Source organism: Bradyrhizobium sp. HKCCYLS3070, from assembly GCF_051167575.1.
In the GTDB taxonomy this organism is placed as follows: Bacteria; Pseudomonadota; Alphaproteobacteria; order Rhizobiales; family Xanthobacteraceae; genus Bradyrhizobium.
Map to the genome: position 1 here is coordinate 1837114 of NZ_JBNPTI010000001.1, position 12546 is coordinate 1849659.

Sequence of the window (12546 nt, forward strand, 5' to 3'; positions counted from 1 at the left end):
AGAAGGCTCCTGGCTGCAAGTTTTCAGGATGGATCCGGCCGTCAGGCGCTATTTCAGCGGCAGGAACAGGTCCGCAGCCATCTCGTGCTCGGGAACCTCCGGGAAGAAGTTCAGCCGCTGGCAATAGATCGGGAAGTCACGCGCCTCCTCGCCGCTGGCCGGAAGCCAGTCGCGATAGAGGAACAGCGCGGCCGGCTCCAGATTGTGGGTGTTGCCGACGACGCGCAGCACCGCGCAGCGTCCGCCGGGGATCACGCCGGCCCTGATTGTCGCGTCCTGCGTTTCGACCGGCTGGTCGGTCCCGACACAAAGGTCCACGCTGTAGTCGGCAGGCGAGGCCGGGCGACGCTCGGAGCGCCAGACCGTGAAGGTTGGATTGGCTCGGGGATGTAGGCCGGCGGCCTTGCGCCAGGCGATGAAGCGCTGGATCGTGGCGCCGAGCGTGGCCGGGTCGCCGCGATGCTCCATGATCGCCACCGGCGTGGTCGGCACCTCGCGAATCGTCACGTCGTCAGGGGTATAGGTCGTCCGCATCAGCTTGCTCCTTGCGTCGTCGAGAGGCCCGAAGGCCGCAAGCCACGGCTCCCAGTCGGGAGATTTCCGGAACGATGACGGCGATTGCCCGAACCGTTGCCGAAAGGCGCGGGCAAAGGCGTCCGGCGCATCGTAGCCGGCCTCCATCGCGACCTCGGTGACGCTTTGGGCATCGCTGTAGGCCAGCTGATAGGACGCCCGCTTCATGCGGGCGAGCTGGATGTAGCGATTCACGGACAGACCGAAGGTCGCCGTGAACTGCCGGTGGAAATGATATTTCGAGTAGGCCGCGATGCTGCTCAGCGCGTCCAGATCGAGATCATCCTCCAGATGCCGGTCGATATGATCCAGCACCCGCTGCATCCGCGCATGGTAGTTTCGCAGCGCCGCCTTCATCGTTCCGTGCTCCGTGGCGGCTGCAGCTAAGCGCAGGCGGACATGACGCGCTCGACCGATCTTGCGACTTTGTCACGGGACGCAGTGATCAAGACCGACTTTCACGGATCGACGGCCGTCACGGTCCAGAACGAAGCGGGCACCATGACGCCCGGGCCCTTGGCGTAGCGCGCCAACGCCTTCCTCACGGCGGCCGTCGCGGCCTCCACCGCCTCGGACGACTGCCCGGCCACGGCACGGCCGGCGGGCCCGATCGCGAGAGCCGTCTGCACCGCGCTATCGAGGCCGGCGCCCGCGCCGAAGTCGAGCGCGACGTCGTGACGCTCCAGCCGGATGCGCCGCAGCCCGGCATCGGTCGTCACCTTCTCCATCCACTCGGGAGCACCGAACGCGAAATCGTCCGGCGCGTGCGGCGGCAAGCCCGGCAGCTTCGGCACGTGGTCATAGGCCGCCTGCAGCGGCTCCAGCGCCCACGGGTTGTCGCGCAGCTCGCCCCAGCAGGCGAACGCGACGCGCCCCTCCGAATGCAGCGCATTGCGGATGTTGAGCACGGCGCGCACCGGATTGGCGAAGTACATGACGCCGAGGCGCGAGATCACGAGATCGGCGCTCGCGGCCTTGAAGTGGTGCACCATGGCGTCGCCTTGCACGAAGCTCACCGGCGCATCGGCAGGGGCGAGCTCGTGGGCCGCGGTCAGCATGGCTGCGGACACGTCGAGGCCGAGCACGCTGCCGCCGGGGCCGACCTTCTCGGCCGCCGCGATCAAGGTCGCCCCGCAACCGCAGCCGATGTCGAGCACCCGTTCGTCCGCCTGAATTGCCGCGCGCTCCAGCAGCGCCTCCTGCACCGGCGCCAGCAGCGCATCGATCTCGGCGCGGCGCGCGACCCAGCGCCCGCCGCCCGCACCGTTCCAGAAGGCGATCTGCTCGGCGTTCTCGAAATGCCCAAAGGAGATGTCGGCGACGGCGGCGTCCATGAGGGAAGTCTCGGCAACAAAGTTCACAAATGAAACGAGCCGGCTCGAACAGTGTCCAGCGGCGCCCAGTTCGGGGAGTTTAGGGGGCGGTCTGCAGCTTGAAAAGCCAATCTCACGGACGAAGCGGTCGTGGCAGGTGCGCGCAAAACCGCATCGGCCGACGTCAAATACAGCGATTTGAGAAAAATGGTCGGAGCGGCGGGATTCGAACCCACGACCCCTAGTCCCCCAGACTAGTGCGCTAACCGGGCTGCGCCACGCTCCGATGGCCGTTCCTCTAGCCGTGATCGGGGCGGGATGCAAGGCGCGGCGGGAGGGTTTCATAGTGTGATCGGATGGAGCGGAGATCGTGGCCCTCCGCCCCCTTCCAGAACGGTGGAGAGTGCACAGCCGACTCGCGGCGCTCGGCGTGGCTCAATGCAACGGACACCTGCCGCCATGCTGGCGCATTCTGACGACCAGCCCCGCCCTCAGACTTCCCTCATCGCCCGGTCGAGCAGCGCGCGGCAGTCGACCAGCTCCTTGAGCACGCCCTGGAGCTTCTCCCGCTCCTCCGGCTTCATGCCGGCGCGGGTCGGTGGGCCGACGCGAAAGGTGTCGAGAATGTCGTCCTCGGTGTCGACGAAGCGGAAGTCGATGCCCTCCTCGTCGGAAGCCTCCTCCTCCTCGTCCTCCGATTCGACCTCGGCCTCGCCGATCGGCTCCTCTTCCATCATCGCCTGGCCGAGCGTCTCCTCCATCGCGCCAAACGAGACCGCGGCCGAGCTGTCGGCCAGTCCCTGGACCGATTTGACGCCGTGCTCCTTCAGGATGCGCTGCACACCCTTGATGGTGTAGCCTTCGCCATAGAGCAGACGCCGGATGCCCTTGAGCAGGTCGACGTCGTCGGGCCGGTAATAGCGCCGGCCGCCGCTCCGCTTCATCGGCTTGATCTGGGCGAACCGGGTCTCCCAAAACCGCAGCACGTGCTGCGGAATGTCGAGCTCCTGCGCGACCTCGCTGATCGTCCGAAACGCATCCGGCGCCTTGTCCAAATGCCCGTTCCCCTTCGACCGTGCTGACAAGAAAGTGGGAGACTACGCTGAAAAGATTGGACGAACTATACGCGGGACGAACGATACGCGTTCGACACGGCCCTGCCGGCAAAGCAGCGGGACGACGGCCTCGGCCCTAATCCGGCTCGGCGCCGAACTCGGCACTGGCCTCGCCGTTCATCTTGCCGCTGCCCTGCTGGCCGTTGATGCGCTGCTTCAGGATCGCGGACGGCTTGAACACCATGACCCGCCGCGGCGAGATCGGCACTTCCGTGCCGGTCTTCGGGTTTCGTCCGATGCGCTGCCCCTTCTTGCGCACCATGAACGACCCGAAGGACGATAGCTTGACCGTCTCGCCGCGCTCGAGGCAGTCGGTGATCTCCTTCAAGACCAGCTCGACGAACGCAGACGACTCCGTCCGCGACAGCCCCACCTTCTGGTAGACTGCCTCGCAGAGATCGACGCGTGTGACTGTTTTTCCGGTTCCCGCCATCGCCTGCCCCAAACTCACGGCGAATAATTCGCTCCGGAAATTAAGAGGTTAAGCGGCGGTGGTCAACAGCAGCGTGAATAGAAGTACAGGCCGTAGTGCCAATCTCAGGCGTAATCCCGCCGCGCGGCAGGCTCACCAGCGCACCAAAGCCGAGCCCCAGGTAAAGCCGCCGCCCATCGCCTCCAGCAAGACCACGTCGCCCTTCTTGATGCGGCCGTCCTTGACGGCCACGTCGAGCGCCAGCGGGATCGAGGCAGCGGAGGTATTTCCATGCCGATCGACCGTCAATACCACCTTCTCCGGCGCGATGTGCAGCTTGTGCGCCGAAGCGTCGATGATTCGCTTGTTGGCCTGGTGCGGCACGAACCAGTCGATGGTCTCGGCCGACAGGCCGGTGGCATCGAAGGCGTCGACGATCACGTCGGTGATCATGCCGACGGCGTGCTTGAACACCTCGCGGCCTTCCATCCTCAGATGCCCGACGGTCTGGGTCGAGGACGGACCGCCGTCGACATAGAGCTTGGCCTTGTGACGGCCGTCGGAGCGCAGATGCGTGGTCAATACGCCGCGATCGGCTGCCGTGCCGCCCTGCTCCTGAGCGTCCAGGATCAGCGCTCCGGCGCCGTCGCCGAACAGCACGCAGGTGGTGCGGTCGTTCCAGTCGAGGATGCGCGAGAAGGTCTCGGCGCCGATCACCAGCGCGCGCTTGAACGAGCGGCTGCGCAGGAAATTGTCCGCGGTCGCGAGCGCATAGACGAAGCCCGAGCACACCGCCTGCAGGTCGAACGCCGCGCCATGATGGATGCCGAGGCCGTTCTGCACGGCCACTGCAGTCGCCGGAAAGGTGTTGTCCGGGGTCGAGGTGCCCAAGACGATCAGATCGATCGACTGCGGATCGACGTCGGCCGCGGCCAACGCGGCACGAGCCGCGTTGATCGCCAGATGCGAGGTGAACTCGCCGTCGGCTGCGACGTGGCGCTCACGGATGCCGGTGCGCTGCACGATCCACTCGTCCGAGGTCTCGATGCGGCTTGCCAGCTCGGCATTGGTCACGACCCGCTGCGGGAGGTACGAGCCACAGCCGAGCACGACCGAACGAATTGTCACGAGACAGCCTCCTGGGCGACGGGTTCGGACGCTGGCGCGCCGCCGTCGGGATTGAGTGTTTGATTGATCTTGGTCAGGAGATCGTAGCGGGCCATCTCATAGCCAACCCTGACCGCCGAGGCAAAGCCCTCGGCATCGGTTCCGCCGTGGCTCTTGACCACCATGCCCTTGAGGCCGAGCACCACGCTGCCGTTGGATTTGCGCGGATCGAGCCGGGCCCGCAAAGCGGCGAAGGCGCCGCGGGCCAACAGATAGCCGATCCGGGCAAGCCAGCTCGCCTGGATCGCGCCGCGCAGGAAATCCGTGACCTGGCGGACGGTGCCCTCGGCCGTCTTCAAAGCGATGTTGCCACTGAAGCCTTCGGTCACGACCACGTCGGCGGCGCCCTTCCCGATGCCGTCGCCCTCGACGAAGCCGATATAGTCGAGCTGCGGCAGGTTCATCGCGCGCAGCTGCTCGGCCGCCTCGCGGATCTCCTCATGGCCCTTGATCTCCTCGACACCGATGTTGAGAAGGCCGACGGTCGGCCTCGGCTTGTTGAACAGCACGCTCGCCAGCGCGCCGCCCATCACGGCCAGCGCGACGAGGTGGTGGGCATCGCCGCCGATCGTTGCCCCGAGGTCGAGCACCACCGATTCGCCGCGCGCGGTCGGCCAGATCGCGGCCAGAGCCGGCCGGTCGATCCCGTCCAGCGTGCGCAGGCAGAAGCGCGCCATCGCCACCAGCGCGCCGGTATTGCCCGCGGACACGGCGACGTCGGCCTCTCCCTTCTTCACCGCCTCGAGCGCGAGCCACATCGACGAGGTCTTTCGGCCGCGCCGGAGCGCCTGGCTCGGCTTGTCCTCCATGCTGACGGCGACGTCGGTGTGGATGACCCGCGAGACCGCCTTCAGCCGCGGATGCCGGTCGAGTTCGGGTACGATCTTGGCGCTATCGCCGAAGAGCAGAAACTCCGCATCCGGATGGCGGCTCAGCGCGATCGCGGCACCGGGGATGACGACGGCCGCGCCGAAATCCCCGCCCATGGCGTCCAGCGCGATTCGAACCTTTTGAGGCATGACGTCCCGGAAACCTGATCTCGAGCTTTGTCTCGTCTTGGCCGTGACTTGGTTGGCCGTGTTTGGCGGTCGTTCAGAGGCATTGCGCGGCCGATGGACGGGCCAGAGGCCGTCCGGGCCTTTTCGTCGCACCCCGACCCGGGCGCGACAATAGCGTCTCTCCGTGTCGAAACAACCTCCCGGGAGCGATGCATTTTGCAACCGCCGCGCCGGGCCGGGGCCGGCAGGGACCCGCCTTTGCCATCGAAATCAGCAGCTTGAGAGGATTTCGAGAGGCTTTGTGACAGGATCGATCGTTTCCGGCCTGCCCAACGGCGCGTCAATCCTCACCCGTTTTCTTCGCTTTGACCGCGCCCGGCCCGGCGGCATCTGCCGATTTCAGCGCCTTCAGCGCCGCGAAGGGATGGGCCTCCGGCTCGGCGGCCGCAGCCACCGGCTGCTCGAACACGGCGCCCGGCTTGCGCGGATAGGGATCGATCCCCAGGAGCAGCGCGTCGGCGGCGAGCCGGCCGAGATCGATCTGCCCGCCGATGATCGGCTCCGGCGGATCGGCCGTCTCCACCTCGCTGTTGGGATCGTCCTCGACCAGATCGGCAAGCTCCGGAATCTGCTCCGGCGGGGCGAACATCTGGTCGATCGGCTCGTCGATCTCGATCTCGATCGGATCCAGCGTGACGACGCAGGTCTGACCGATCCGGGCCTGCACACGGCCCTCGACATGCACCTTGCCGTCCCGCTTCTGGACGACGTCGAACGAGGCATGGGCCGAGATGACCTCGCGCAGATCGGCAACCGCGGCGAGCGCGTTGCGCGTGGCCTCGTCGGCCTCGATCTCGCGATGCAGGCCGGCATCCGGAATCTGCGCCACGATCACCGGCGGTGCCCGCCAGGGGTCCTTGGAAGGGTCTCGCGCCGTTTCGCGCGAGGTGTCTCTGTCTCTGGTCATGTCGCTAGTCCTGCTGAACCGGCCGCGGGAAGCTCCAGCCGGCGCCGAGCAGCCTGTTGTCGTCGAGAGCGGCGAGGTGCGCGGCCACCCGCGCCGCATAGGCGGCAAGTCCGGCCGCGCTGTCCGGATGCTCCCCGTTCAAGATATTCTTCTGCAATGCGTCCGCCAGCCGGGCCTCGCTCTCGGACCAGGCAAGGTCATAGGCGGCGGTGCGGCCATAGAACGCCTCGCCGAACTTCTGCATCCGCTTGGGCACGGTGAGATCCCCCACCCCCATCTCGCGCAGATTGTCGTCCATGTCGTCGCAGAACCGGTCGAACAGCGCCTGCGACAGGTCCGATCCCACCCCGCGCAGCCGCCGCAGCACCAGCCAGAGGTGCAGAATCAGCAGATCGAACCGCCCGTCGACCGTGTCAGGGACATTCAAGTGTCTATAAAACAACGGGTCTCGGGTTTGTGCCACGATCGTGCCATAGATCGGCTCGATGGTCCCGCGCGGGGACGGTCGGGATTTCCTGAGATGGTTGAATGGCCAGAGCATGACGGTTCCGCGGTCGAGTTTCCCTGACCCTGTTCAGGGGCATGTTGCAATCCGCAAGTTTGCCCGGTACGTCAACGCCCTGCCCGACGCAAGGGGACGGGATCCGATCTGAAGAAGATGACCCAGACAATGCGAACGACTGCCCGCCTGCTCTCCCGTGGCTTGAGCTCCCGTCTGCGCACCCTTGGTGCGATCGCGCTGACCTGCCTGGCGCTCGGCGCCTGCACCGGCGAGCAGTTCCAGAAGGGCTACATCATGCCGCCGGGCGCGCTGGAGCAGATCCCGATCGGCGCCAGCCAGGACCAGGTGCTGATCGTGATGGGCACGCCCTCGACGGTGGCGACACTCGACGGCGAGGTATTCTACTACATCTCCCAGCGAGCCGAGCGCCCGGTTGCCTTCATGAACCAGAAGGTGGTCGATCAGCGCGTCATTGCGATCTATTTCGACAAGAACCGCCAGGTCCGCCGCCTCGCCAATTACGGCATGAAGGACGGCAAGATCTTCGACTTCGTCAGCCGCACGACGCCGACCTCCGGCCAGGAGCTCAGCTACCTGACGCCGCTGTTCAAGCTGCTCAGCTTCAACTGATCCGGGCCCGATCGCCGCGGTCCGGAATATGTTTCCGGGTGACGGCACAAAGCCGGTGAACTGCGCTGATTGGCGCAGCTCGTGCGCCATTCGCCTGCTTGCTCTGGCGCCGCAATCTTCCCTACCCTGCCGCAAAACACAGGCAGGGAGGAATCATTGGCTCTTCGTATCGCGCTGTCGCGCCGCAAGCTGCTGTCCGGAGCCGCCGCGCTGTCCACAGCCGCCATCCTGCCGCGCGCGAGTCTCGCCGACTGGCGTCCGACCGAGACGGTCAAGCTGATCGTGCCCGCCGCGCCCGGCGGCAGCACCGATGTGATGGGACGCTTGCTGGCCGCGCATCTGCAGACGGCGTGGGGACAATCGGCGGTGGTCGAGAATCGCTCCGGCGGCGGCGGCACGATCGGCGCCGCCGAGGTCGCGCGCAACACCAAGGGCGACGGCCATACGGTCCTGATCGGCAACCCCGGTCCCAACGCGATCGCCTATTCGATCTTCCGCAACCTCGCCTACAAGCCGGATCAGTTGCAGGCGGTCTCCAACATGATCCGCATCCCCAACATCGTCTCGGCGCATCCCTCGACCGGCCTCAAGTCGATCCCGGAGCTGATCGCTTTTCTGAAGGCCAATCCCGACAAGCTGAACTACGCCTCGTCCGGCGTCGGCCAGAGCCCGCATCTGACCGGCGCCTGGTTCCTGCAGCTCACCGGGCTGAAGATGACGCACATTCCGTTCCGCGGCGCCGGCCCGGCGCTGCAGGCCGCCCTCGCCGGCGACATTCAGATTCTGTTCGATAATCTGTTTCCATCGCTGCCGCAGGTGCAGGAGGGCAAGCTGACTGGCCTGTGCGTCACCACGCCGGAACGCAGCGCCAATGCGCCTGACCTGCCGACGATGCGCGAAAGCGCGCCGGAGCTGGCCAAGTTCGACGTCTCGTCCTGGTTCGGCGTATTCCTGCCCAAGGCCTGCCCGCCCGAGATCGTCAGCGCGCTCAACCTGCAGGTCAAGGCGATGCTGGAGCGCGAGGACATCCGCAAGAATATCGCCGCGATGGGCGCGCGGGCCGATTACGGCACGCCGCAGCAGTTCGGCGACTTCGTCCAAACCGAGACAGCCAAATTCGCGTCGATCATCCAGAAGGAAGGCCTGCAGATGGACGTGAAATAGCCCTGGGCCCGGCGGCGCCGCGTCTCGGCGGAGCATTGGAATGGGGGTTCGTGGTGTAACGGCACCTTAAGCGGGATGATGCGATAGATGGCGGCCGCGTGTCTTTGATCTGGTTGCGAGATACCGTCGGCGGATGCCGGGCCGACAACCTCGCGTGGATGCGGTCCGATCATCGTCCGAGGGGCAGGCGTCGGCGTCGTCCATCGCGTGAGCCGTGCCTTGCCCAACAGCGTCCTCCATCAGCTCGAAGACATTCTCGCCAGCCGCTACGTCTCCCGGCGCGCCGAGATCCTGGAGCGCGTCACCGACCTGTTCGTGGTGGGCTCGGGCAAGTTCACCGAAGAACATGTCGATCTGTTCGACCACGTGCTGTCCAAGCTGCTCGACAACGTCGCCATTGCGGCGCGGGCGCAGCTCGGCAGCCGGCTCGCGGTCCTGCCTGATGCACCTCCGCGGCTGCTCCGGCTGCTCGCCAGCGACGAGACGATTGCGGTGGCAGGCCCCGTGCTGCGCCGGAGCGACCGGCTCGACGACGAGATCCTGGTTGCGACCGCGCAGACCCGGGGCCAGGAGCATCTGCTCGCGATCTCCGACCGCAAGATCCTCACCCAATCCGTCACCGACGTTCTGGTCGATCGCGGCAATCAGGCCGTCGTCTCGAACACCGCCAACAATGGCGGCGCGCGCTTCTCCGATCACGGCTTCTCCGGCCTGGTGACGAAGGCGGCCGACGATCCCGGCCTCGCCTTGAAACTCTGGAGCCGGCCCGACAGCCCACGCGAGGTGCTGGTCCGGCTGTTCGTCGAAGCCTCCGACGCGGTACGCAGCCAGCTCGCCCGCGCCGACGCGGCGCGGACCGAGATCGTCGAGCTCGCCGTGGCGCGGGCTTCGGACCATCTGCAGGCTGCCGCGCGGACACGCTCGGCCGATTTCGTCACCGCCAAGAACTATGTCGAGCTCCTGCACGCGACCGGCCAGCTCCACGAGGCGCAACTGCACGGCTTCGCCAAGGAAGCCAGTGTCGACAAGGTGACGCTGGCGCTGTCATTGATGTGCAAGCTGCCGCTCGACGTGATCGAACGCGCCTTCGTGCGCAACCAGCCGGACCAGCTCCTGGTGCTCGCCAAGGCGCTCGATCTGTCGTGGGTCACGACGACGACGCTGCTGTTCATGCAGGCCAGCGCCAGCGGCAGCGCGCGCCCGCAGCTCGACCAGCATCTGGCGAGCTTCTCGCAGCTGCAGCCGCGGACCGCGCAGAGCGCGTTGCAGAGCTATCGGACGCGGCAGCGCGCGGCCGAGTAGCAAACAACCAAACAACACAGCCTCATGAAAAGACCCCGCGGCTCGCGCCGCGGGGTCTTCGCTCGTCAAGACGCGTCGGCGCGCCTCAATGCGCGAGGATCGCCAGCAGCAGCAGGGCCACGATGTTGGTGATCTTGATCATCGGGTTCACCGCGGGGCCCGCGGTGTCCTTGTAGGGATCGCCGACGGTGTCACCGGTGACCGCAGCCTTATGAGCATCGGAGCCCTTGCCGCCGAAATGGCCGTCCTCGATGTACTTCTTGGCGTTGTCCCAGGCGCCGCCGCCGGAGGTCATCGAGATCGCGACGAACAGGCCGGTGACGATGACGCCGAGCAGCATGGCGCCGACGGCCGAGAACGCTGCCGACTTGCCGGCCGCGCCACCGCCTGCGATCGCGTAGATCAGGAAGTAGACGACGATCGGCGACAGCACCGGCAGCAGCGAGGGAATGATCATCTCCTTGATCGCCGCCTTGGTCAGCAGGTCGACGGCCTTGCCGTAATCCGGCTTGTCGGTGCCCTGCATGATGCCGGGCTTCTCGCGGAACTGGCGGCGCACCTCCTCGACGATCGCGCCGGCGGCACGGCCGACCGCGGTCATGCCCATCGCGCCGAACAGATACGGCAGCAGGCCGCCGAACAGCAGACCGACCACGACATACGGGTTGTTCAGCGAGAAGTCCTGCTTGATCCCCGCGAAATAGGGATGGTGCGCCGAATCCGCGATGAAGAACTGCAGGTCCTGGTTATAGGCCGCGAACAGCACCAGGGCGCCGAGACCGGCGGAGCCGATCGCGTAGCCCTTGGTGACCGCCTTGGTGGTGTTGCCGACTGCGTCGAGCGCGTCGGTCGACTTGCGGACCTCCTTGGGCAGGCCGGCCATTTCGGCAATGCCGCCGGCGTTGTCCGTCACCGGGCCGAAGGCGTCGAGCGCGACGATCATGCCGGCCAGCGCCAGCATCGTCGTGGTCGCGATCGCGATGCCGAACAGGCCGGCGAGGCTGTAGGTGACCAGGATGCCGGCGATGATGACGATCGCGGGCAGCGCAGTCGACTCCATTGAGATGGCGAGGCCCTGGATCACATTGGTGCCGTGACCGGTGACCGAGGCGGCCGCGATCGACTTCACCGGGCGGAAGTCGGTGCCGGTGTAGTATTCGGTGATCCAGATGATCAGGCCGGTGACGACGAGACCGACGACGCCGCACATGAACAGCGCCGTGCCCGTGTAGTCGACGCCGTCGAGCTTGCCGAAGCCGATCAGCCACCCGATCGCCAGCGCGACGCCGCCGAGCGAGAGAACGCCGGTGGCGATCAGGCCCTTGTACAGCGCGCCCATGATCGACTGGCTGGCGCCGAGCTTGACGAAGAAGGTGCCGGCGATCGAGGTGATGATGCAGATGCCGCCGATGGCGAGCGGCAGGGTCATCATGTTGGTCAGCAGCGACGACTTGGCGAAGAAGATGGCCGCCAGCACCATGGTGGCGACAGCGGTCACCGCGTAGGTTTCGAACAGGTCGGCGGCCATGCCGGCGCAGTCACCGACGTTGTCGCCGACGTTGTCGGCGATGGTCGCGGGGTTGCGCGGATCGTCCTCGGGAATGCCGGCTTCGACCTTGCCGACGAGGTCGCCGCCGACGTCGGCGCCCTTGGTGAAGATGCCGCCGCCGAGACGGGCGAAGATCGAGATCAGCGAGGCGCCGAAGCCGAGCGCGACCAGCGCATCGATCACGGTGCGGCTGTCGGGCGCGAGCTTCATGAAGCCGGTGAGGATGCCGAAGTAGATGGTGACGCCGAGCAGCGCGAGACCGGCCACGAGCAGACCGGTGATGGCGCCGGCCTTGAAGGCGAGCTCGAGGCCGCCGGCGAGCGAGGTGATGGCCGCCTGTGCCGTGCGGACGTTGGCGCGCACCGACACGTTCATGCCGATGAAGCCGGCCGCGCCGGAGAGGATCGCGCCGATCGCAAAGCCGATCGCGACGAGCATGCCGAGGAAATACGCAAGGAGCACGAAGATCACGACGCCGACGATTCCGATCGTCGTATATTGGCGGCGAAGATAGGCCTGCGCGCCCTCACGCACCGCCGCCGCGATTTCCTGCATGCGCGCATTGCCGGCGTCCGCGCTGAGCACCGATTGTGTGGCCCAGATCGCATAGACGATCGACAGCGCTCCGCAGAGCACGATCACCCATAAAGCTGACATTTAGTTTCCTCGGCTCTTTGCTTTTTCTAACTACGTCACGCCGCGATGGTGCGACGCACGCCCCCTGTCAGGCCGCTCCGGGCGGAGCCGCCTCGAACATATGAAGCTTGCCAAAATCGCCATGATGACGCAACGCCGCGACGCCTGAACCGCTCCAAATTCAGACGCTTCTTTGGTCGCATTGTGCGGTGCAAATA

The 12546-nt window shown here is 66.3% G+C and carries 12 protein-coding genes and 1 tRNA gene; 3 read left to right on the forward strand and 10 right to left on the reverse strand.

What is annotated here, in order from left to right; all coding sequences use genetic code 11:
• Positions 1-48: 48 nt before the first annotated feature.
• The 9 genes from ACQR03_RS08525 to ACQR03_RS08565 form a co-directional block, all read right to left on the reverse strand.
• Entirely contained in the window at positions 49-930 is an 882-nt protein-coding gene (locus ACQR03_RS08525) for an AraC family transcriptional regulator (protein ID WP_315752910.1), read from the reverse strand.
• 101 nt (positions 931-1031) lie between these two features.
• Complete coding sequence (locus tag ACQR03_RS08530) at positions 1032-1907, reverse strand: class I SAM-dependent methyltransferase (protein ID WP_315711465.1); 876 nt, start codon at positions 1905-1907, stop codon at positions 1032-1034.
• Between the two features lie 187 nt (positions 1908-2094).
• A tRNA-Pro gene (locus tag ACQR03_RS08535) sits at positions 2095-2172 on the reverse strand.
• A gap of 205 nt (positions 2173-2377) precedes the next feature.
• Entirely contained in the window at positions 2378-2941 is a 564-nt protein-coding gene (locus ACQR03_RS08540; RefSeq protein ID WP_315752911.1) for a MerR family transcriptional regulator, read from the reverse strand.
• 136 nt (positions 2942-3077) lie between these two features.
• Complete coding sequence (locus ACQR03_RS08545) at positions 3078-3434, reverse strand: integration host factor subunit alpha (RefSeq protein ID WP_315711462.1); 357 nt, start codon at positions 3432-3434, stop codon at positions 3078-3080.
• Between the two features lie 132 nt (positions 3435-3566).
• Positions 3567-4541, reverse strand: a complete 975-nt coding sequence (locus ACQR03_RS08550) for a beta-ketoacyl-ACP synthase III (RefSeq protein ID WP_315711459.1) — start codon at positions 4539-4541, stop codon at positions 3567-3569.
• Positions 4538-5599 (reverse strand): phosphate acyltransferase PlsX, encoded by a 1062-nt coding sequence (plsX, locus tag ACQR03_RS08555; protein ID WP_315752912.1) that lies wholly within the window; start codon positions 5597-5599, stop codon positions 4538-4540. The genes ACQR03_RS08550 and plsX overlap by 4 nt, the downstream gene beginning before the upstream one ends.
• Before the next feature lie 319 nt (positions 5600-5918).
• Complete coding sequence (locus tag ACQR03_RS08560; protein WP_434841190.1) at positions 5919-6545, reverse strand: YceD family protein; 627 nt, start codon at positions 6543-6545, stop codon at positions 5919-5921.
• Positions 6546-6549: 4 nt separating this feature from the next.
• A complete protein-coding gene (locus tag ACQR03_RS08565) occupies positions 6550-7086 on the reverse strand; it encodes a ubiquinol-cytochrome C chaperone family protein (protein ID WP_315711454.1) in 537 nt (178 codons plus the stop codon).
• A 129-nt stretch (positions 7087-7215) separates the two neighbouring features.
• On the opposite strand from ACQR03_RS08565, the gene ACQR03_RS08570 reads away from it, so the two are divergent.
• The 3 genes from ACQR03_RS08570 to ACQR03_RS08580 all read left to right on the forward strand — a co-directional run bounded on the left by ACQR03_RS08570 (position 7216) and on the right by ACQR03_RS08580 (position 10143).
• Positions 7216-7677: an outer membrane protein assembly factor BamE gene (locus tag ACQR03_RS08570; RefSeq protein ID WP_315711452.1), complete on the forward strand. Its 462-nt coding sequence runs from the start codon at positions 7216-7218 to the stop codon at positions 7675-7677.
• A 156-nt stretch (positions 7678-7833) separates the two neighbouring features.
• Complete coding sequence (locus ACQR03_RS08575) at positions 7834-8841, forward strand: Bug family tripartite tricarboxylate transporter substrate binding protein (RefSeq protein ID WP_434841191.1); 1008 nt, start codon at positions 7834-7836, stop codon at positions 8839-8841.
• 219 nt (positions 8842-9060) lie between these two features.
• Positions 9061-10143 carry a DUF2336 domain-containing protein gene (locus ACQR03_RS08580; RefSeq protein WP_434841192.1) on the forward strand — a complete coding sequence of 361 codons (1083 nt, stop codon included), beginning with the start codon at positions 9061-9063 and terminating at the stop codon, positions 10141-10143.
• Positions 10144-10228: 85 nt separating this feature from the next.
• On the opposite strand, the gene ACQR03_RS08585 is transcribed toward ACQR03_RS08580, so the two are convergent.
• Positions 10229-12349 (reverse strand): sodium-translocating pyrophosphatase, encoded by a 2121-nt coding sequence (locus tag ACQR03_RS08585; protein WP_434841193.1) that lies wholly within the window; start codon positions 12347-12349, stop codon positions 10229-10231.
• Positions 12350-12546: the final 197 nt, after the last annotated feature.

Coding starts and splice junctions, on each gene's coding strand:
- ACQR03_RS08570 (WP_315711452.1), top strand. CDS start 7,216: ATGCGAACGACTGCCCGCCTGCTCTCCCGTGGCTTGAGCTCCCGTCTG.
- ACQR03_RS08530 (WP_315711465.1), bottom strand. CDS start 1,907: ATGGACGCCGCCGTCGCCGACATCTCCTTTGGGCATTTCGAGAACGCC.
- plsX (WP_315752912.1), bottom strand. CDS start 5,599: ATGCCTCAAAAGGTTCGAATCGCGCTGGACGCCATGGGCGGGGATTTC.
- ACQR03_RS08565 (WP_315711454.1), bottom strand. CDS start 7,086: ATGCTCTGGCCATTCAACCATCTCAGGAAATCCCGACCGTCCCCGCGC.
- ACQR03_RS08585 (WP_434841193.1), bottom strand. CDS start 12,349: ATGTCAGCTTTATGGGTGATCGTGCTCTGCGGAGCGCTGTCGATCGTC.
- ACQR03_RS08545 (WP_315711462.1), bottom strand. CDS start 3,434: ATGGCGGGAACCGGAAAAACAGTCACACGCGTCGATCTCTGCGAGGCA.
- ACQR03_RS08560 (WP_434841190.1), bottom strand. CDS start 6,545: ATGACCAGAGACAGAGACACCTCGCGCGAAACGGCGCGAGACCCTTCC.
- ACQR03_RS08525 (WP_315752910.1), bottom strand. CDS start 930: ATGAAGGCGGCGCTGCGAAACTACCATGCGCGGATGCAGCGGGTGCTG.